General features: G+C 63.0%; 21 protein-coding genes. 3 read left to right on the top strand and 18 right to left on the bottom strand.

What is annotated here, in order from left to right:
- From MAB_RS12230 to MAB_RS12210, 5 genes are read right to left on the bottom strand one after another with little or no spacing between them, the layout of a single operon-like run.
- Complete coding sequence (locus MAB_RS12230; protein WP_005079356.1) at nucleotides 1–597, bottom strand: CDP-alcohol phosphatidyltransferase family protein; 597 nt, start codon at nucleotides 595–597, stop codon at nucleotides 1–3.
- Nucleotides 598–653: 56 nt separating this feature from the next.
- Nucleotides 654–2,978, bottom strand: coding sequence for an accessory Sec system translocase SecA2 (gene secA2 / locus MAB_RS12225; protein WP_005110903.1), 2,325 nt, complete (start codon nucleotides 2,976–2,978; stop codon nucleotides 654–656).
- Nucleotides 2,979–3,017: 39 nt separating this feature from the next.
- Nucleotides 3,018–3,851 carry a GNAT family N-acetyltransferase gene (locus MAB_RS12220; RefSeq protein ID WP_005114349.1) on the bottom strand — a complete coding sequence of 278 codons (834 nt, stop codon included), beginning with the start codon at nucleotides 3,849–3,851 and terminating at the stop codon, nucleotides 3,018–3,020.
- Between the two features lie 41 nt (nucleotides 3,852–3,892).
- On the bottom strand, nucleotides 3,893–5,179 hold the full coding sequence (locus MAB_RS12215; protein ID WP_005110899.1) for an acyl-CoA dehydrogenase family protein: 1,287 nt from the start codon (nucleotides 5,177–5,179) through the stop codon (nucleotides 3,893–3,895).
- A gap of 47 nt (nucleotides 5,180–5,226) precedes the next feature.
- The gene (locus MAB_RS12210; RefSeq protein ID WP_005058565.1) at nucleotides 5,227–5,703 is read right to left on the bottom strand and encodes a type II toxin-antitoxin system Rv0910 family toxin; all 477 of its coding nucleotides are present in this window, start codon (nucleotides 5,701–5,703) and stop codon (nucleotides 5,227–5,229) included.
- 248 nt (nucleotides 5,704–5,951) lie between these two features.
- Here MAB_RS12210 and MAB_RS12205 point away from each other — a divergent pair, with 248 nt between their 5' ends.
- Nucleotides 5,952–7,472 carry an ABC1 kinase family protein gene (locus tag MAB_RS12205; protein ID WP_012296542.1) on the top strand — a complete coding sequence of 507 codons (1,521 nt, stop codon included), beginning with the start codon at nucleotides 5,952–5,954 and terminating at the stop codon, nucleotides 7,470–7,472.
- A gap of 3 nt (nucleotides 7,473–7,475) precedes the next feature.
- Here MAB_RS12205 and MAB_RS12200 read toward each other — a convergent pair whose 3' ends face one another.
- The 12 genes from MAB_RS12200 to MAB_RS12145 form a co-directional block, all read right to left on the bottom strand.
- Nucleotides 7,476–8,105, bottom strand: a complete 630-nt coding sequence (locus MAB_RS12200) for a TetR/AcrR family transcriptional regulator (protein WP_005058569.1) — start codon at nucleotides 8,103–8,105, stop codon at nucleotides 7,476–7,478.
- Nucleotides 8,106–8,188: 83 nt separating this feature from the next.
- Nucleotides 8,189–9,565, bottom strand: a complete 1,377-nt coding sequence (locus tag MAB_RS12195) for an ABC1 kinase family protein (RefSeq protein WP_005115243.1) — start codon at nucleotides 9,563–9,565, stop codon at nucleotides 8,189–8,191.
- A 132-nt stretch (nucleotides 9,566–9,697) separates the two neighbouring features.
- Nucleotides 9,698–10,093, bottom strand: a complete 396-nt coding sequence (locus MAB_RS12190; RefSeq protein WP_005058575.1) for a hypothetical protein — start codon at nucleotides 10,091–10,093, stop codon at nucleotides 9,698–9,700.
- A 122-nt stretch (nucleotides 10,094–10,215) separates the two neighbouring features.
- The gene (locus MAB_RS12185) at nucleotides 10,216–11,679 is read right to left on the bottom strand and encodes an FAD-binding protein (RefSeq protein ID WP_005079346.1); all 1,464 of its coding nucleotides are present in this window, start codon (nucleotides 11,677–11,679) and stop codon (nucleotides 10,216–10,218) included.
- The gene (locus tag MAB_RS12180) at nucleotides 11,676–12,191 is read right to left on the bottom strand and encodes a VOC family protein (protein WP_005110894.1); all 516 of its coding nucleotides are present in this window, start codon (nucleotides 12,189–12,191) and stop codon (nucleotides 11,676–11,678) included. The genes MAB_RS12185 and MAB_RS12180 overlap by 4 nt, the downstream gene beginning before the upstream one ends.
- 36 nt (nucleotides 12,192–12,227) lie before the next feature.
- Nucleotides 12,228–12,875 (bottom strand): SRPBCC family protein, encoded by a 648-nt coding sequence (locus MAB_RS12175; protein ID WP_005091790.1) that lies wholly within the window; start codon nucleotides 12,873–12,875, stop codon nucleotides 12,228–12,230.
- Complete coding sequence (locus MAB_RS12170; protein WP_005079340.1) at nucleotides 12,872–13,237, bottom strand: ArsR/SmtB family transcription factor; 366 nt, start codon at nucleotides 13,235–13,237, stop codon at nucleotides 12,872–12,874. Before MAB_RS12170 ends, MAB_RS12175 begins: the two co-directional genes overlap by 4 nt.
- Nucleotides 13,238–13,284: 47 nt before the next feature.
- Complete coding sequence (locus tag MAB_RS12165) at nucleotides 13,285–14,064, bottom strand: APH(3'') family aminoglycoside O-phosphotransferase (RefSeq protein ID WP_005114345.1); 780 nt, start codon at nucleotides 14,062–14,064, stop codon at nucleotides 13,285–13,287.
- Nucleotides 14,049–14,624, bottom strand: a complete 576-nt coding sequence (locus MAB_RS12160) for a hypothetical protein (protein WP_005110889.1) — start codon at nucleotides 14,622–14,624, stop codon at nucleotides 14,049–14,051. Before MAB_RS12160 ends, MAB_RS12165 begins: the two co-directional genes overlap by 16 nt.
- A 60-nt stretch (nucleotides 14,625–14,684) precedes the next feature.
- Nucleotides 14,685–15,344 carry a DNA alkylation repair protein gene (locus MAB_RS12155; RefSeq protein ID WP_005110886.1) on the bottom strand — a complete coding sequence of 220 codons (660 nt, stop codon included), beginning with the start codon at nucleotides 15,342–15,344 and terminating at the stop codon, nucleotides 14,685–14,687.
- A 50-nt stretch (nucleotides 15,345–15,394) separates the two neighbouring features.
- Entirely contained in the window at nucleotides 15,395–16,093 is a 699-nt protein-coding gene (locus MAB_RS12150) for an MSMEG_1061 family FMN-dependent PPOX-type flavoprotein (protein WP_005110883.1), read from the bottom strand.
- Between the two features lie 11 nt (nucleotides 16,094–16,104).
- Nucleotides 16,105–17,055, bottom strand: a complete 951-nt coding sequence (locus MAB_RS12145) for a PDR/VanB family oxidoreductase (protein WP_005110882.1) — start codon at nucleotides 17,053–17,055, stop codon at nucleotides 16,105–16,107.
- 63 nt (nucleotides 17,056–17,118) lie between these two features.
- Between MAB_RS12145 and MAB_RS12140 the strand changes: the two genes are divergently transcribed.
- Nucleotides 17,119–17,778, top strand: a complete 660-nt coding sequence (locus MAB_RS12140; protein WP_012296540.1) for a TetR/AcrR family transcriptional regulator C-terminal domain-containing protein — start codon at nucleotides 17,119–17,121, stop codon at nucleotides 17,776–17,778.
- Nucleotides 17,779–18,264: 486 nt separating this feature from the next.
- Here MAB_RS12140 and MAB_RS12135 read toward each other — a convergent pair whose 3' ends face one another.
- The gene (locus MAB_RS12135) at nucleotides 18,265–18,753 is read right to left on the bottom strand and encodes a lipoprotein LpqH (RefSeq protein WP_005088888.1); all 489 of its coding nucleotides are present in this window, start codon (nucleotides 18,751–18,753) and stop codon (nucleotides 18,265–18,267) included.
- A 561-nt stretch (nucleotides 18,754–19,314) separates the two neighbouring features.
- Here MAB_RS12135 and MAB_RS12130 point away from each other — a divergent pair.
- On the top strand, nucleotides 19,315–20,238 hold the full coding sequence (locus MAB_RS12130) for a hypothetical protein (RefSeq protein ID WP_005114340.1): 924 nt from the start codon (nucleotides 19,315–19,317) through the stop codon (nucleotides 20,236–20,238).
- The last annotated feature ends 8 nt before the right edge of the window (nucleotides 20,239–20,246 follow it).

Here is a 20,246-nt window from a genome sequence, read left to right as displayed (position 1 = left end):
TCAGGTGTCCACCTTCGGCAGTCGTCGCACGATCATCACGATCTGCGCGACGTAGAGCACGAACGTCCACAAGTACATGCCCAAGCCCCAGATGAGGAACGCCCACCCGCATGGACCGATCACTCTGCCCCACAAGGAGTCCCATTCACCGATCAGGATGAGCGGAAATGCCGACATCAGTGCGAAGGTGGCGGCCTTGCCGATGTAGATGACCGGCAGTGCCTCGATTCCACGTCGGCGCACGACGGGTAGCCCCAGGGTGAGAATGAGATCGCGTGCCAGCAGGGTGATCACGATCCACCATGGCACGATGTCCCGGATGGCGAAGGCTATCGGCGTGGTCACCATGTAGAGGCGATCCGCGGCCGGATCCAGCAGTGTCCCGAGGTGCGACGACTGATTCATCAGCCGGGCGATCTTGCCGTCGGCCCAGTCGGTGAACCCGCTGAGCATCAAGATGGCCACCGCCCACCCGTCGGCATGCCTGACCAGCAGCAGGTACAGGAACAGTGGGATGAATGCCAGCCGAATGACGCTCAGCAGGTTGGGGACCGTCACTATCCGGTCGTCTCCGGTGGACGGTTCCGCGGTTCCCATCCGGCCAGCCTCTCATATTCGCGAAGCGATACCCCGCGCAAATGGGCGGCCTGTCGTCAGCTGAAGACGCCGGGCAGGTTCAGGATCGAGAGGCTGTCGTTCTTGCGCGGGTCGTCGTGGATCATGTACGTCCACGTCGAGGTCGGCCGGGCGAGCTTCGACAGATCCAATCCCTGTTCCTCGTCAACCAGATTCGCGGTCTCGAAGGTCTGCTGGGCGGCCTCCACGGCGTCGGCGGCCAGCGACGCGAAGGCATCGACAGCCAGCCGGTGGAATTCGTCGATCGGGTTCTGGCGTCCCAGTGCGCGCAGGTGAATGCTCTCGCGCACGTCCGAGAGGTAGGCCAGATGGTCGGCCCAGCCCCGATCCAGGTGATACAGCATGATCTGCCGCGAGATGCGCTCCAGCCACTCTTCGGAAAGTTCCTCGGCCAGCTCGTCATAGCGCTCCGGGGAGCGCTCCTGAAGCTCCTTGCGGGCGGTGTCGGTGCGCAACAAGGTATCCCGGCGATCGGAAATGATCGCACGCTGCTGAGCGATCAGTTGGTTGTATCGCCAGGTGTTGGCGTGCAGGTCAAGCATCGCGCCCTCGGCCACGCGCTGGGCGTGGTCGATGAGGCCGCCCGCCTTGGGGCTGACTATCCGACCGTTCTCATCGGTTTCGGTGGGCAGCTTGGCCGAATCCAGATGTGCCACAACCACCTCGTCCTCCCAGCTGGAGAAGAAGACCGACGATCCCGGGTCGCCCTGGCGCCCCGCGCGTCCACGCAACTGGTTGTCGAGTCGTTCGGTGCGGTGCCGCCCGGTGCCGACGACGTGCAGCCCGCCAGCCTCGACGACGGCGTCGTAGTCGGTCTCATCGGAGCCGCCGAGGCGGATATCGGTACCCCGGCCGGCCATCTGCGTCGACACCGTGACGGCCTTGAGGGCTCCGGCCTCGGCGATGACGCGGGCTTCTTCGGCATCGTTCTTGGCGTTCAGCACCACCGCGGGAACTCCGGCCCGCACCAGACGGTGATGCAGCGCCTCGGATTCGGCGACGTCATGGGTGCCGACGAGCACCGGCTGACCGGTGGCGTGGATCTCGGCGATATGCGCGACGATGGCGTCGTTCTTGCTTGCCTCGGTGATGTACACGCGGTCGGGCTGGTCTTCACGAATGTTCGGCGTGTTGGGCGGGATCGGTGAGACACCCAGTTTGTAGAACTGCCGCAGCTGTTCGCCGGCCGCGAGCGCTGTACCGGTCATGCCGCTGACCCGCGGGTAGCGGTTGATGAGCGCCTGCACGGTGATGGTGTCGAGAACCTCACCGGTATCGGTGGTTTCGATTCCTTCTTTGGCTTCGACGGCCGCTTGCAGGCCGTCGGGCCAGCGCTGCAGGGCCGCGATGCGCCCGCGTGAGGAGTTGATGAGATGCACGGCGCCGTCGCGCACGATGTAGTGGACATCGCGCTCCAGGAGCACATGGGCGTGCAGCGCGACGTTGACCTCGGTCAGGGTGGTTCCGACATGATGTTCGGAATACAGGTCGATATTTCCCAGCTGCTTCTCCAGCTTCCGGGCACCGGTGTCGGTGAGGAAGATATTGCGGCGATCGTTGTCGGCCTCGTAGTCCTCTCCGGCGATCAGCTCGCGTACCGCTTCGATGACCTCAGAGCTCGGCGCTTCCCGATGGCTGGTACCCGCCAGCACCAGGGGAACCAGTGCCTCGTCCACGAGCACCGAGTCGGCCTCGTCGACCACGGCCACGTCGGGGCTCGGCGACACCAGGTCGTCGACGTCAATGGCCAGCTGGTCACGCAGCACGTCGAAACCGATTTCGTTGACCGACCCGTAGGTGACGTCGCAGGCGTAGGCCTTGCGGCGCTCCTCGGCGGTCGATTCCTCGGTGATCCACCCGACCGTCAGGCCCATGCGCTCCAGGAACGGCCCCATCCATTCGGCGTCGCGCCGGGCCAGGTAGTCGTTGACGGAGATGACGTGCACACTGCGCCCGCCCAGCGCGTATCCGGCGGCGGTGATCGCACCGGTCAAGGTCTTGCCCTCACCCGTGGCCATCTCGATGACGTCGCCGTCCAGCATGCGCAGCGCACCCAGCAGCTGAACGTCGAATGGGCGCTCGTCGATGGTGCGTTCGGCGGCCTCACGCACGATCGCGAGGAACTGGCCGATGTCCTTGGACTCGAGGCCCTCGGTGAGATCGAGTTTCTTCGCCGCCTTGGTGAGCTGCTCGTCGGTGAGGTCCTTGGCCTTCTCGTCATACTTCTTCGAGGCGTCCACGAGGGCCAGCGACTGGCTTTGGTTCTTGTCGGTAGCGGCACCGAGCAGCTTCCAGAACTTCCCGGTGAACCGTGAGGCGGTGTTCGACTTGCGCACATGCACACGGTACGTCAGGGGCCAGGAGGCCCCCGATGAGCACTGTCAGGTGAACTCGACGATCACCGAATCGGAGACTGCCCGGAATCCGAGCTTGCGATATATCGAATTGGAGGTCGGGTTGTCCAGGTCAGTGGTCAGAACAACCTCTTCGGCCCCTGCCCGGTAGGCCCATTCGCAGGCGGCCGCGGTGACTGCGCTGCCGTAGCCCTGGCCCCGGTACGGCGGCGGGGTGTAGACGGGGCCGATTCGGGACACCCCGGCGATGGGCGCCCGCACACCCGCCATCGCGACCGGTGTCCCGCCTCGTTCCCACTGTAGGTAGACATCTCCCAATTGGTAGGACCCCGCGAGCCAACGGCGCACCTCGGCGGCGGGCTTCTGGATGCCGAACGTCTCCGTGCCGTATTCGATGCTCCACGGCACCAGAGCCTCGGACGAGCCCGCGGCAATCAGCCGGGAGTCACCCGGCACACGGGGCAGTACGAGGTCCACAAGGCGATAGAGCCGCTCATCAGTGGTGGCGCGGACCGTGGCTCCGGTGGCCGATATCCAGGCGTCGGCCACCGCCAAGGTCACTTCACGCGATCCACGCACCGAGGGCAACTGAATAGCGTTGTCTGCCAATAGTTTCACTGTCATGCCAACTCCCGCAGCGGGGACAGCATTGCAGATAAGTCCCTGATCGGTGCCGAGCGCGGCGCCCACGAGACACTCGTGGTCGGTGACCGTCACCAGAACCCGAGCGGCATCGGGGTCCACATGCCGAAGCCGCGCCGCGACGTGGAGCTCAAGGGTGTGTAACACGGGATCGGCGGAGTACAGCGAGCCGACCGCGGCCCAGTACTCCGCCACATCCTCGTGAAGGTGCGCCCGCATCGCCCCAGCTTGATACGGGGGTGCGCGCGTGTCGAGTCGATTTACCGCGCTTTGTCCGCCAACAACCCCTTGGCTATGTGGGTGATCTGCACCTCGTTGCTGCCGGCGTAAATCATCAGGGACTTGGCGTCACGCGCGAGTTGTTCGACGCGGTACTCGGTCATGTAGCCGTTGCCGCCGAAGAGTTGCACGGCGTCCATCGCGACGTCGGTGGCCGCCTCCGAACAGTAGAGCTTGATCGCCGAGGCCTCGGCCAGAGAAGGCGTCTTGTTCTCCGACAGGCTCTCGATGGCATGGAACAGCATGTTGCGCACGTTGAGCCGGGCCACCTCCATCTTGGCCAGTTTGAGCTGGATGAGCTGGAACTGAGCGATCTCCTTGCCCCACAAGGTGCGCGACTTGGCATAGTCCAGCGACAAGCGCAGGCACTCCTCGATGACACCGAGCGCCAGTGCCGCCACTCCGATGCGTTCCATCGAGAAGTTGGCACGCGCACTGTCGCGACCGTCGCCTTGATCATTGGTCTCGGTCTCGCCGAGCAGCCGGTCCTTGCCCAATCGCACGTTCTCGAAGAACAGCTGGCCGGTGCGGGAGCTGTGAATACCCATCTTGCGGAAGGGTTTCGACTGCGTGAAGCCTTCCATGCCCTTGTCCAGCACGAAGGTGAGCACCTTGCGATCCCGCGGATCAACGGAATCCTTTCCGGCGCCTTCGTTCAGCTTCGCGTAGACCACAATCACATCCGCGTCGGGGCCGTTGGTGATGAAGGTCTTCTGGCCGTTGAGGATGTAGTCCTCACCGTCGCGTGTCACGTAGGTCTTCATGCCGCCGAACGCGTCCGAGCCCGAATCGGGTTCGGTGATGGCCCAGGCACCCACCTTCTCGTAGGTGACCAGTTCGGGCAGCCAGCACTCCATCTGCGCTGCGGTGCCGCGTGAAGCGATCGTCGGCACCGTCAGTCCCATGCTGACGCCCATACCGGTGACCAGACCCATGCAGACTCGCGAGATCTCGCTGGTGAGGACGAAGCCCATGCCGGCCGATCCGCCGGCGAGTCCCATGGCCCCGCCGCCGTCGGACTTCTTGGATTCCGCGGGCTGCTCTCCCGCTGCGAGTGCGGCCTCGCGGGCCTTCTTCTTCTCGATTTGCTTCTGCAGCCCCTCCTTGGCGAGAGCGTCAATGCCGAAGGTGGCGAACATCTTCCGGATGATGGGGTACGGCTCCATCTCTCCGGACTCCAGGGCATCCACGTGCGGGCGCACCTCTTTGTCGATGAACTGTCGAACGGCGTCGCGCACCGCTAGGTCGATGGGTGACCAGTCGAGCATGTGTCCTGCTTTCTTTCCGTGAAAGTGGTTCGTGCGGACGCGGGCGACTACCCGAGCTCCTTGGCCAGCAATTCCTTGAGCCGGGCAACAGAGTTTTCGAGTTCCTCCTGCACCGCCTTGTCGATGGCGGTACCGATCGCTCCGGTCAGCATCTGACCGGTGAAGGACGAGTCCACGTTCACGCGGGTGTTGTCGGCGTCGATCTCTTCGACGCTGGACTTGATGACGGCCTCGACCCCCGCCATACCGGTGCCGCCCAGCTTGAAGGCACCCCGCTTGGCGGACAGCACCTCGTCGGCCGGGGTGAACTCCTGCACAGTCCATTCGACGGTGTTCGCCATGCCCATCAGGGTCACGATCTCGGAGAACTTGGTGCCGACCTTGATGTCCTCGATCGCGGGTACGTCGCCCTTGAATCCGGTGTGAATGGTCATCCATTCGTCGTACTTGTTGAGGTCCGGCAACACCGACCAGAGCTTGTCGATGCTGTACGGGAGGTCGATGCTGGAGTGCAGCTCAGACATGGGCGAAAGACTCCTTTGTCAGTGGTCTGATACGGATTGTTGCCAACGGTTTCGAACGTAACATACATACCCTCGTGTATGTAAGATGCAATTTCCGCAGATCTGGCCTATTGCGCCGACAAATTGCAGGTATACATGGGTGAAATACCGACAGGCCTGTGGGTGTTGGCGCGGGATTCGACAGCTACTCAGCGGTAGCCCGGCGCACGTTACATACAACTGTGCTCGTATGTATTACAGTGGCGCTCATGAGCACCCCCGAGGGCGCGGGCAACGACGCGGCGCCCCTCGCTGCCGAACTGTCCGAGAACGGGAAACAACAGCCCGTCATCCCGGAATCTACCTCGGAGCCACCGTCGGCGGGGGCAGATTCGCGTCCTGCCGGCGCAACGATAGATCTCGAGATCACCCGTCCGCGAGTCAGACTGCGTCAGCCGCCACTGCGCGTGGAGGCCGGGCGTTTTGGCCTGACAGTCTCCCGGCTGGCCGGATCGGGCGCGCGATTGCTGGTCAAACCGCGGCGTGGAAGATCCCTGGAGGTGCGCGCCGCGCATGAGCTGCGGCGCACCTTCGCCCTCATGGGCCCCACCTACGTCAAACTCGGCCAGCTCATCGCCTCCTCCCCCGGAGTCTTCCCCGAAACACTCTCCAACGAGTTCCGGACACTGCTCGACAGGGTGCCACCGGCCTCCTCGCAGTTGATTCGCCAGACCGTGCGAGAACAGTTGGGTGCCGATCCGGCAACGATATTCGCCACTTTCGACGAGCATCCGTTCGCCTCGGCATCCATTGCCCAGGTTCACCACGCCACCCTCAAATCCGGTGAACGGGTGGTGGTCAAGATTCAGCGCCCGAAGATCCGTACCCGGCTTGCCGCCGACGTGCGCATCATCGGGCGACTCGCGCGCTTGATCGTCAAAACCGATCTGGGCCGGGCCACCAACGCCATAGAGGTGGTCGAGGACTTTGAGCAGAACCTCAACGAAGAGCTGGATTTCGCGGCCGAGGGGCACGCGATGGAACAGTGGATCGCCAGTCTTGCCGATACCGAATACGGCGACAAGGTGCGCGTCCCCAAGGTGTTTTGGGAGTACACCACCGAGCGGGTGCTCACGATGGAGTATGTCCAAGGCATCCGCATCGACAACATCACCGAGCTGGCCGCGGCAGGCTTCGACGGCGTCGCGTTGGTCAAGGCGATCGTCTATTCACTGTTCGAAACGGGCTTTCACAAGGGCCTCTTCCACGGAGATCTGCATGCCGGCAATTTGTTGGTGGACTCCGACGGCCGGATCGTGTTTCTCGACTTCGGCATCGTCGGGCGCATCGACGACCGCAGCCGCAAGATCTTCACCGAGATCATGGTCGATCTGTTCGTGAAGAACGACCACGCGGCCGTGGCCAGGGGCATCTACAAGCTGGGCGCGATCGGCGACCGGGGCAAGGTAGCCGATTCGACGACTGCCGCCAAGACGATTTCCAACTTCACGAGCCCGCTGCAGCAGTCCAAACTCTCGGCCATTGAGTACGGCCAGTTGGGCAAGCAGTTGGCCGTGCTGGCCAAGGAATACGACGTGCGGCTGCCCCGCGAGCTGGTGCTGATCTCCAAACAGCTGCTCTATGTCGAGCGCTACATGAAGCTACTGGCCCCCGACTGGGCACTGCTCGCCGATCCGTCGTTCATCGGGTACTTCGGCAACATGGTCATTGCGGCCGAGCAGTCGCGCCTGGAGGACGCGGCGGCACGGCAGCCGGTGCGCGGCAGCTGAACTCTAGTCGGAAAGGCTCAGCTTTCCGGGGTCGATTGTGCGCAGAGCCGAGTCGAGCGGTGCACCTACCGCGGGCGACTCGACGATGTTCAACAACATCGCCTTGGCCCGGGCCCAGCGTTGGTCGCGAACCTCCTGCGGCGCCGTCATGCTGTTGACCAGGATTCCCCGCACGGCATCCATCGCCGTCAGTGTGATGTTGCGAATGACACGCAGCTCTTCATCGGTCTGGCTCACCGATTGCCCCAGGGTGGAAAATTGCTGCATCACAATGAATTCGAACTGATCCATCTGCGCAGATAGTTCTGCATCGGTGCGGGCAGCGATCCAGAGTTCCATGGTCGCGATGAACATCGACCCCTGGTGCATGCGCCAGAGCGCATCGAGGCAGCGGCTGATGAAGTCGGCATCGCTGTCGCGGTCCAGCGCGATGAGTTCGGAAAGGATCTCCTGCCCCTGCCTGAACGCCAAGTGTCGCACTGATTCTCCGAGAAGCTCGGATTTCGATTGGAAGTGGTGCACCAACGCGCCCCGCGTGACACCGGCACGTTGCGCGACGCGGGTAGTCGTGGTCCCCGCGTATCCATACTTGACCAGGCAGTCCACCGTGGCATCGAGCAGCCGGCCACGCATGGCCGCGCTGCGTTCCTCCTGGGTCCGCCGCTCGGCACGCTGGGGACGCGTGCTTGAGCGTGCTGGGCTACCGGCGGTACGTGTCATTCTCCGAGCCCGTCCGTGTCGTTCTTGCTGTGCTTGATTTCTTCGCGGGCCTGTTGATACTCCGCTATCAAGGTGCCGAAGTAGGTGAGGATCTCCGGATCGCCCACCGGCTGCCAGTCGGGCGCAAGCAGTTTGGTGTAGCGCTCGACATAGAGCAGCTGCTTGCCGACCAGGATGAACTCCTTGGGAAGGATGGCGTCATGTTCGCGCCCCAGGGCGGTGAGCTGGCGGCCGATGGTCCCGTAGGAGATCTTGCCCAACGAGGTACCCATGGGGCGGGTGACCTTCCGAAGTGACTCAGCGACCCTGGCCGGGTCCGCATGGGCATCGATCGCCCCGAGTTTGATCAGCGTGCGCGCCGCCGCCTCGTCATCGGGTTCGAGGATGAGTGCGCCGATCAGCTCACGCAGTGTCTTGCGCGTCCGCTGATCAAGGCGGCCAACAATCCCGAAGTCCAAGAACACGATTCGTCCGTGCGGATCCACCATGAGGTTCCCGGCATGCAGATCACCATGGAAGGTTCCGGCGGTGAACGCGGAATCGAACAGTGTGAGCATCAGGGTCTTCACCACTTCGGGTCCGTCGAACCCCGCCGCCCGAATCGCGTCCGCATCATCAATCCTGATGCCCTCGACATACTCCATGGTGAGCACCTTGTCGGTGCAGAGATCCGAATAGATTTCGGGGACACGCACCTTCGACGCATACCTGGAGCCCGCAAGCCCAGCGGTCCAATCTCGCATGGCCCGAGCTTCCAGGCTGAAATCCAGTTCCTCGGCGAGGTTCGACTCAAAGTCCCGCATCACCTCATAGATGTTCGACATCCGGCCCATCTCGGTCAGTTCGAGACCCCGGGCGATCTGTTTGAGAATCTGCAGGTCGGCCGCGAGGCGGGTGCGGATCGCGGGGCGTTGTATCTTCACGACAACCGCGGTGCCGTCCTTCAATGTCGCCCTGTGCACCTGGGCAATCGACGCCGACGCGAACGGGACCTCGTCGAATGAGCCGAATACATTCTCCGGCGACGCGCCGAGCTCGTTACTCAACATGGAGCGAATCGTCTGAGGGTCGGCGGGTGGCACTTGATCGAGCAGCGATCGGAACTCCGCCGAGAGGTCCTCGGGGAACATCCCCGGTGACGAGGCGATGAGCTGGCCGAATTTGACGTAGGCGGGCCCAAGTTCGGCAAATGACCTGCGCATCTCCTTGGCCACCACCTGGCGCAGGTCGCGCTCCGTCGGTCGCTGACTCAGTATTCGCGATCCCGCCTTGAGGAGCTGACCGGCCGTCGCCGCCAATCGATCGAACTGAACCTCGGCGGAGACCGGATCCAGTTTCCGGGGCCGTCGAGACTCATCGGACGTATCGCTCACCGCCACTCCCTCCCGTCCTCACCGGTCGTACGTCGGTGAGACATTACCGACAAACTGGTATGTATGTTAATCGAATGCCCGGGAGCGGCCGGGAATGATCAGCGCGGTAACGGCGAGCCGTGCGCGAAGGGGTCAGCGCAGGGCGCGTTCAATCTGAGCGATCCGGTCATCGGCGAAATCCAGCACGATCTTCGTCGGATACAACGCGACCCTGAGCACCCGGATGAGTGGATTGACGACATCGATGAGGGTTTCGAGGCTGGTCATCGTGTTGGCCAGGGTCGATGTCGTCTCCGCCAGGTTGTTCAGCGTGAGGTTCAGCGAGTCCAGGGAATCGTCCAACCGTTCCAGGCTCGAGTCCAGGTGATCCAACATCGAACCGACCCTGTCGGTCAGGTCGTGTACCTCGACGGCCATCGATTCGATGTGCCCGACGGTCCCGTCGATATTGAGTGCGACGTTGGCCAGCTTGCGGATCTTGCGGGTCGGCGCGGGCCGATTCCCGTTGCTGGTATAGACCTCCGCCATTGGAGTCACCTTTCCGTTGCGCCCAGCCTAGGCGACGGGCACACCAGGGCCCACCGGCTACCCATACGAGCGGGCATTTGATGCACTTTTGTGACCGGCCTCACATAGCGCAGGCGCTCCGTCTAGGCGACCGATACCCGCACTGACGCGTGTGAACCCGCCCGCCGGCCGAAGAACGAGGCTTCGCCGAGCCTGGTTCCACTGCTGTAGCCCTTACCGTCCTGAGCAATGTTCGACGCGCTGGCACCCGCGGCATACAGGCCCGGAATCGCCTCTCCGGATTCGGTGAGCACCCGACCGTCGGCGTCGGTCCGCAGGCCACCGAGTGTGAAACCGGCGTACATCGCTTTGCCGAGGGTGAGATCGAATGCGCCCCAGGGACCAGTCCCCTGCGCGGCAAGGTATTTCGGGTGTTTGTGGAAGTCTGGATCCTCACCCTTGGCGGCGTACTCGTTGTAGCGTTGCAGCGTCTTGTCCAGGTTTCCGGCCGGGATACCCAGGGCTGCTTCCATTTCCGCGACGGTCTCCCAACCATCAATGAAGGGAGTCAGTGGCAGTGTCGGCCGGTCCATGTGCTCGGAGTCGACAATCAGATACGCGGCACTATCCACCTGATCCATCACGAATCCAGAGGTCCGGGAATGGTAGGAATCCTCGGAGACGAACCGCTCCCCGTTCTTGTTCACGATGATCCCGGTCAGCAGTCCCGACGGCGGATACACGGGAGCTGTCACGAAAATTTGATTCATGTTGCGGGTCGCGCCCCCCGCGGACACCCCGAGCCTGATGCCCAGCCCGTCGTCGTAGGTGCTGCCCAGCACGAACGGCTTCTCGGCGAGCTTGGGGGTGTATTCGGCCACCATGGCGGGGTTCATCACAAATCCTCCGGCCGCGATGATCACCGATTTGGCGCGTATCGCACCGGTTTCGGTGAAGTGTTTCCATGTCACACCCACCACCGCTCCCCCCTCGTCGAGAATGAGCGCGGTCGCGCCGGTCTCGTATCGGATCGGTATACCGAGCTCGGCGGCACGTTGGGCGAGTAGTTCCACGACCATGCCCGCACCGCCGGTGTCGCCGGGCTTGGGCACCTTGTGCCCCCGGGGCGCCGGGATGGCTTCGTCACGGTAGGGCCACACCAGCTCGTTCCCGGTGAACATCAGTCCTTCGGTATTGGGCTGAATGACGGCCTTCTCCGGATAGAAGCTGCGTTCGAATTGAAAGCCCAGTGCCTCAAGCCAATTGAAATGTTCGACGCTACCGTCGCAGTACAGGCGGATCTTCTCTGGGTCCGGATCGGGAGACACCGCCATCAGGTACTTGTACATCTCGTCGGCGCTGTCCGCATGCCCAGTGGCTTGCTGAACAGCGGTGCCGCCGCCGAGGTAAAAGTGCCCACCCGCCATCGCGGTGGTGCCGCCCGCGGAGGCGGCACGTTCGAGCGCCAAAACCTGCGCGCCCGCCTCGGCGGCCGAGACAGCGGCGCATCCGCCGCCCATCCCAAAGCCGATGACCAGTACGTCGACCTCGTCGGACCATTCGGTGATGTCTTGGACCGCTACGGTTTCCGGAATCGCTGCACTCATGCCTGCTCATTCTTGATGTAGTCGTAGAACGCCCGGATCTCGGGCGGGACGAAGACCAGTTCCATGTACGGAAGGGCGGCCGCCGGTGCCGACAGATAGGCAAATCGCATACCGCCGGGCATCACGCCGTCCTGCACCACCTCCATACCCTGGGAGGTGGCGTGGTCGAGCGCCACGTCGAGATCGGGCGGCTCGACACACACGTGATGCAGACCCGCGGAATTGCGCTCGAGAAACTCGGTGTAGATGCTCGTCCCGCTGACCGGGAGAATCAGCTCGAGCTGCATGTCGTCGAGATAGCTCAGCGCGATGGTCGCCGTGAAATCGGCCGGTGCACCCCGGTACGTACACGTCTCGGGGCCAAAGTGCACATCTGGAATTCGCGTCCATTTCTTGACCCCGAACACGGCGCTGAGCATGGCTTCCGTGGCATCGAGATCATCAGTAACCCAAGCAATTTGGGTGACGCGTCCAAATCCAGATACATCCGGCGGCATTGCCGATGTGGTCATGGGCCGATAGTAGCGTCCGCTGTGGCGGGGGCCACTTCAGCCCGCCGTATAGGCCGCCGTGGTGCGATCCGCCATCTCGCGGGCCTGCGCGGGATCCATACCCGAGGCGACGGCCGCCGCGAACCACAGCTCGCTGGAACCTGCCATGAATGCCCGGCCTTCGGCGCCGGCCGCCCACGCCGCCCCCTCCTCGGGGGTGATGCGATCATTGGGCGCGGCGAGATAGCCTGCCAGACCTAGCAGACCGGAATCCCAACCGACCCCGACGGCACCCGGACCGAACTGCAACCAGTGCTCGTCGTCGTCGCTGATATCGGAGATGTGCTCAAGGGTGAAAGTGGCCCGGCTCTCTGGGGCTTCCGGTTCCGGGGTGATTGTCACCTCGATCCAGCTGACGGCACCCATCGCTTCCCAGCTCGCCATGAAGGAGCGTGGCGGGTCGCAGCTCAGCACTGTTCCAGACGCATTGCCCTGTAATGAATAATGCCCCCCAGCGCGCAGGTCTCCGGTGATTGGCAAGAACCAGCGGGCAATACGTTCGGCATTGGTGCAGGCCTCCCACAAGTCGTCGGCCGCGGTGTCATAGGTCTGACTGACGGTCACCACACGCGCCTGGCGGGCCTGAAACGTCTTGGCGCCCACGCTGCGGCGCACGGAATTGAGTTGGTGCTGAACATCGATCACGAGGCGCTCTCCTTGGTGTTTCGGTGCGGTGTGGGTGCGCGGCGCTGCCGCTTGCCGCGGGCGATCTCGGTGGCCAGTGCGTCCAGGCGCGGCACCCAGTTGCGGCGGAAGGTCTCCAGCCATTGGTCGACCTCGCGCATAGGCGTGGTGTCGACGCGGTACATCCGTCGCGTCCCCTCGCTACGCACGATCGCAAAACCGTTGTCGCGCAATACCTTCAGATGCTGCGACACGGCAGGCTGGCTGATCGCGAACTCCGATCGGATGATTTCGGTGACGGCGCCGGAGGACATCTCCCCCGCCTGGATCAGCTCCAGGATGCGCCGGCGCACCGGGTCTCCGAGTATGTCGAAGGCGTGCACGTCACCGATATTAAAAGGGACTGCTTATATAAGTCAATGCTTAATCACTATCCCCAGGTCAGCGGATCCAACCGCAGGTAGAACGCCAACCGTTCGGGGTCGGCAGACGCTCCGTACCGGTTCAGGAACCGCTCGTGGGCGGCGGCCGTGACCCAGCCGTCCCCGGGCCAGGTCTCCCGGGCATTGGCAAAGAGCAAGGCCAGATCGGCGTGCCGGTCGGCCAACCCGAGCCGGCCGAGATCGATGAAGCCCGCCACTGAGAAGTCTCCGGGCGCGATGACGATATTCGGCAGGCACAAGTCCCCATGGCACACCACCAGGTCGTCGGGCTCCTGAGCCAGGCGCCGAGGCAGTTCGGCCACAACACGGCATAGCAGCTCGGTCGCCGGCCTCTCCCGGTCTTCGTCGGTCAGAAAATCCGGGTTCACGGCGTCGCGGGCCACGACGTCGCGGGCCAACGTTGCCATGGCGGCCAGCCCTCGCGAAAACGGACAGCCCGCTGTCGGCAGCGCGTGCAGGTCCCGCACCGCTGCGGCGATCCCAGACCATGCCCTGCCCAAATCCTCGGAGTCGAGCTGGTCGGCGGGTACGCCCGGTACCGCCGAGGTGATCAGCAGCGGACCGTCCGACGTGGTCGCCCATTCGAGCACCGATGGGCCCGGAATACGTTGAGCACTAAGCCATTCGATGCGGTCCCGCTCGCCCGCAAGATCGGCACCGCCTTTTTTCGCATAGCGAGAACCGTCGGGCGAGCGGTACACGCAGGCACCGGACTCCCCCGTCACGATCGGCTCCCAGGCCGACAGATCGATCAAACGCCCGTCCACGCCTCGTCGAGCCGATGTGCGACGTCGATCGTGCGCGCCGCCATGGCCTTCGGGTTGTCGACCTCATGGGCCACATAGTTGGCGATGAACCGGCTGATCAGCTGATCGACACCAGCCAGAATGCGGAGCAGCTCGCCCCGGATGGTGTTGGAGGAAACATCGACAGTGATATCCGACGGGCCCGGGGGCGCGACATCGATGACCAGCTGCAGCGGTGCGGCGGCGCGGGCAGTGGCCTTGAGCGCGATGTTGCCTGCCACCTTGAACCGGCTTTTGTCGAGCTTGAGATCGATCAACAGGTCGATGGCCAGCGGCACCTGGATGTCGAACGTGATGGTCTCGCCATCGTTCCGGGTGACGATCGGGTCCAGGATCTGGACTTTTGCCGTCACCTTCGCGATCTTGCCGGGGCCCTGCGCCATGGGGCCGACTTCGAATGGTTCGCCGGCGATCGATGCGACGGCCGCCCGCACCCGAGCTTCACTGACGGCTATCTCGAAGAACGCCCTGCCGAATTCCTCGTAGGTGAGGTACTGGTGGTCAACCGGCTCGCTGTCCATAGTGAGAGATACGGTCTCACGGAAGCGCCTCCAAGTGTGAACCCCCAGCTCGTGGCGTGTCTAGCCGCGCCGCTTCACCATCTCGGCGATCCAGATGGGCGCGAACTGCGACGTGCAGTTCGGTGGTGTCGGGTAATCCTTGAGCACCTCCAGGCGCTGCCCGACGTCGATTGCGCGCGCTCGATGCTCAGGGTGCTCGATCCCGGTCTGGGCCAACGTGTGGTTCATGGCCCACTGCAAGCGATCCGGGGCCCGCTTCATGTCTTTCTCGATGATGTCGAGGAGGCCTGCGAGGTCTAGACCGTCGGGCTTCTTCGCGGCGCGGTCGGTGGTCAGTGCCCAGCCTGCGCTCGCGACCACTGGGTCCGGATCGTCGAACCAGGACAGGCCCAGTTTCTCGGCGTGTGGGTTCTTCTTGACGACGTAGCTGACGAGCCAGTCGTGCATCTTCGGAAAGTGCGCCTGACGCACCATTGCGTCGAGATCGTGTTGTTCGAATGCCTTCGGGCGGCAGATCAGCGTGGCCAGCAGGCGGGCGGAGGTGTCTCCGGTGGCCCACAGTTCACAGGCGAGGCCATGCTGGGTCTTGAGTCGTTTGGCGACCGCACGCAGCTGGGTGAGGTTGACCCCGTGATCGTCTCCGTGTCGTTCGTTGATCGCGCGGATTCTCGGATCCTCAAGCGAGGCCAGCTCGGCCAGTATATCGGTCGCCGTCGTCATCTCAGCCTCCGTCCGTTGCGCCCGCCTACAGGGTGCCGGAGGGATGACGGTCAGAAGAGCTCGTTTGCGTAGCTGTCATCGACGAGATCGTGAATGCCGCCCGCGAGTTGGCCCAATTTGTCGGCCATCTTGGCGGCGTTTTCGGCAATGGTAAGCGTGTAGAAATCCCCGCCCAGGGTCACGGCCTCGGCGAGCCCGCGCTGATCACCCTCCCAGAGTTTCGCGCGGATGACCGCCTTACCGCACTGGCCGAACACCTCGCGGATGCGCACAATTGTCGCGAGCACCGCGGGTTTACCATCCGCGCTGAGCATGGCGAGTAATTCGGGATCGTCGGTGACGAAGGCATCACCGTTCACCCTGATCACCTCGCGCAAGCCGGGAACGAAGAACACCAACCCCACTGCGGGATTGCGGGTGATGTTCTCGAAGCTGTCCGCGAGTTTGTTCCCCGGTCGATCGGGAATCGCCAAAGTCCGGGCATCGAGAATGCGCACCGAGCCCGGTGGGTCGCCCTTGGGACTGGTGTCCAACAGGCCATCGGCGCCTACGGTTGCCATACAGAAAAACGGGCTGTGTGCAATAAATCGGGCCGCGAACTCCCTCAGCTCGGTGTCCTTCTTATCGGCGATGAACCGGGCCGGAAATCCGATCACCTCCCGTACGCGGTCCATGGTGATCGGTGAGTAGCGGTCCGCCGCGGTCTCCGGCGGATGCGGTGGGGACGTATCAGTAGGTGTCGCACTCACGTGAATTCTCCTTACAGATCGAGCACCAGTCGCGGTGTCAGCGCCCGTGATACGCAGATGTACATGCGATCCCCCGCCGCCCGGTCCTCCTCGGACAAAATGTCATCACGATGATCGGGCACCCCCTCAAGCACGGCCGTCTCGCACGAGCCACATACACCCGCGCGGCACGATGCGGAGACCTGGATGCCGGCCTGTTCGACCGCCGCGAGGATGCTCTGTCCCGGCGGCACCGCGATCGTTTGGCGCGACGCCGCACAGGTGACGTCGACCGGTTTGTCCTCAGCGGGCGCGCACGGTATGGGCTTGAACCGCTCGACATGAAGTGTGTCCGCCGGCCAATGCGAAACTGCCGCAGTGAGATCTGATATCAGTTCGGTTGGTCCGCAGGCATAGATCTGCAATCCGGGACGGACGTCGGTGGTGAGTTCCCGCAAAGGAATCCTGCCCACTTCGTCTGCCGGATAGAGATGCACCCGCGGCCCGTACTGTCGGAGTTCCTCAAGGAATGCCATCGATGCCGCCGTGTGGCCCCCGTAGTACAGGGTCCAGTCCGCACCCCAGTCCTGGGCTTGACGGATCATCGGAAGGATGGGGGTGATTCCGATTCCGGCTGCGATGAACAGATAGCCGTCCGCCCGGTGCAGACCGAAGTTGTTGCGCGGTCCTTTGATCCTCAGCTGTTGACCGGGCCGCAGGAAGGCGTGCACGTACTCCGAGCCGCCGCGACTCGTTCGTTCGCGCCGAACTCCTACCTGGTAGACGGATCGGTCGTCGACTGGTCCGCACAGCGAGTATTGACGTTCGATGCCGGTCGGCAGAACTAGGTCGACATGTGCGCCTGGTTCCCAGGCCGGTAGCGGTTCGTTGCACGCGGAGCTGAGCTGCAGGGACACCACACCATCGGCCTCCCACCGAAGCTGCCGAACGGCGACCTTCAGTGTGGCACCGGTATCATTCATGCTTGTCAGCCCATCTGTTAACAACGTTAATTCTCCTTCAAACATACTGATAACATCGATAACATGTCAATGCGCGCAGACGAAACAACCAGGCGTGGCGCCACCCTGCAATTGGAAGCAGTCGTGACCCAGGCGCTCGCGCTGGTCAACGAGGGCGGGCTGGAGGCCCTGACGATGAGGCGGCTCGCTACCGACCTCGACGCGCATCTCCCGACGCTCTATCGACTGTTCGGCAATAAGGACGCGCTCATCGATGAGATGGCCGAGTCGATCCTGGCCCAGGCGTCAGCCAATGCCCAAGCCGGGCGGGGCAATTGGGATGACAAGCTGGTAGATCTCGCCCGGTCCTTGCGGTCCGCCCTGCTCGGCCAGCGCGACGGAGCGCGAATCGTCGGCGGAAACTATGCCGCCAAACGGCACAATTTGACCTTTGTCGACCTGCTGGTGGCGCATGCGTCCAAATCCGGGCTAGCGCCAGAATCTGCGCTGTGGGCCGCCAGTTCGGTCTTCTGCTTTGTGTTGGGCGAGGCACTCGAACAGCAGGGCGCTACTGGGGAGGAGCTCGACGCCGTCAGGGGCATCGCGCATCCTGAGCTGTATCCGCATCTTGCCGCCAGTCCGGTGGAGCGGCTCTTCGAATTCGAGGAAAGATTCGATTTCGGTCTTGGCCTGCTCGTCGGCGGGATGCGTCGACTTCTGGAGGCAGTGCCGTCGCCTGGATAGACCACATTGTCACATTGGTCGGACCGACAGGATTTGAACCTGCGACCACTTGACCCCCAGTACAGATACGAAGGCGCTATCACTGGTCAGGGAGGTTTTCACAACGTTCACCTGTGTGCGCCGATCTGGCGATTGTGTGAGGGTGCGCATGCCGTGCGGTCCCCACCGCCTTCAGGTACGCGAGTTTATTCAGGCCGGATGGGGATCTACTACGGACAGAGATTCCCCGCACCGGCTGTTCCACACCGGCCTCGGGCGGCGTTCATAGAGGGATGCACCGCTGTCGTTGGCGTTGCGTTTAGGGCAAGCCCCAACTTTGGCCGCTTGTCGGCGCACACGTGCTGACGTGAAATCGGATGCTGATACCGACAGTCGCGATGCATACGCCAAATAGATTGGAGTGCAGTAATCTTGGTCCGGGCGCCCCACCCCGCTGGGAGGCGCCCGGGCCAAGAAGTATGCGCTTTGGCGCTCTTGTCGCGTGTACTAGGGGCAGGTGACTTCGATTTCGAAGGGCTTCTCAATCGGTTGCATGGGGTTGGCTGTGTCCACGCCGGTTGCCGTGCCGGTCACGGTGTATTTCTTGCCATCTTTTGTTGCGGTTGCCTTTCCACCTGGAGCCCCGTCCGCAAAGCCCAGGGTCACACCGTCGATGTTGCCCAGGCCTACCGAGGTCACCTTGGGCGAATCGCCGTCGGATAGCACCACGGCGATTGCCTGCATCCCGGCGCCCATTCCGATATTGACTTGCCCGGCTGCAGTGGAGCACGCGATAGCGCCTTCGACCTTTTTCTCTTTGCCGTCCACGACCACTTTGGCGCTGCTATTCATCGCTGCGGCACCACCTTCGGCGCTGACCGTGGTCTTTTCCGCTGAAGAGGGCGCCGATTCATTCCCATCACCCGAACACCCAGCCAAGCCCAAAGCGATGATCGCCCCTGCTCCTATGACAACCACACTGCCGGTGCGCTGCATTGCGTTCTCCTTCACGATGTTTCGGCGCCCAGCCAGACGGTCACACGTTAAAGCTGGGCGCGCACAATCAATCTCGAAACTGCACCGTAGCCGATCACCCGATAGGAATGGCTAAGCCTTGGCGAATTCTTAGACCGCCATTGGCTTCTCGCTACGCTCGGGTGCCGAGGGCCGTTGCGCTTGTTGACCGGCTATCCCGCGTGGAGTAATTCTCAGCAACACAAATATTAAGTATGGTTCTTAGTATTGACTTATGTGGCCTTAATCTGCGTCGGGCCCGGATGGGATGGTGTTCGGTTTTGAACGCGACTTCGCGCAAGGTTCCAAACACCGGTACGCCGTTGCCGCGTGCGCTCGATGGAGCCGCGGTGTGTCCGTATGCTCAGTTCGATGAATTGCGCTGAGGGTGCCGTGACGGTTCCGGTGACCGCTCGCACTGAGTATGTGACCAGACGTCATCGATGGTCGGCTCTTGCTGCGGGGGCGGTTTTAGCGTCCGGGCTGATTGCGCTGACGGGGCTCAATTATGCCGGCGCGTCGGGGGCGTTAACCGGGTCGGTAGTGGCCGTCCTTATCACTGTCGGGTTGGCTGCGGTGGCCTATGGGCGTCTCGGTGCACCGGGGGCGGTCCAGCTCACCGTTGACCGGGACACCGTTCATTTCGGCGACGAGACTCACGGGGTTGTCAGCTACCAGCTCGCATCGCTGGTTGCGATGAGCCAAGACGGTCCAGCCAGCGAAACGTTGGTGGACATGGATATCCGGCGCCTGATGGTGCGAGGCCAGAAGTATTTGACGCTGACCTTCGCCACGGACGGCGGAGACGATGAGTGGCGGGTCGCAGTTGTCGGATCAGATCCCGCGGTCACGCACATAGTCAGTCGTATCCACGCCGCACTGTCTGAGTCGCCGCCTGGAGACGTCCCGTCTGATTTCGGTTCGGGTGCGCGGATTGCTGATGCCGGTACCGATGAGGCGGCTAAACGGTTGTGGGAGTATGCCTGTCAGCGTCACGACGATATTCTCGGCGCGTACGGCGCCTACGAATTGGACCCGGCGAGCTTGTTGCGTTACCCGGCTATCACCGATGTGACCGCCGAACCTACCCAGATGTTCCACGTCGCCCTCGATCGGGCACAGGCATTGCGCACCGAGGCCTACCCCGGTAACCGGAGCCTGGCCGACGCCTACGGGCAGGCTGTAGTGGCATTACGCCGAGCCTGGATCGCATGTGAATCGTATGGCAAGAAGGTTGGGACCTCTTACCTCGAACCGGCCGACCGAACCGAAATGGGCACGGCAGTAAAGCTTTACAACCACGCTATATCGGGCGCGACGCCCGCAGAACAAGCCGCCTATTACGGCCGTGTCCGAGACATCATCACCAAACTCGTCGAGCGGGGTGTTCTGCATCCACCCAAAGTGCAATTGGCGCAACTAGAAGCTGTGACTCGCCGGGCCATCGAGGCGGCACAGCCGACCTAAGATCACCA

The sequence above is a fragment of the Mycobacteroides abscessus ATCC 19977 genome, from assembly GCF_000069185.1.
Classification (GTDB): domain Bacteria; phylum Actinomycetota; class Actinomycetes; order Mycobacteriales; family Mycobacteriaceae; genus Mycobacterium; species Mycobacterium abscessus.
Note: the sequence above shows the minus strand (reverse complement) of the source record. Positions and strands in the feature narration are given on the sequence as shown.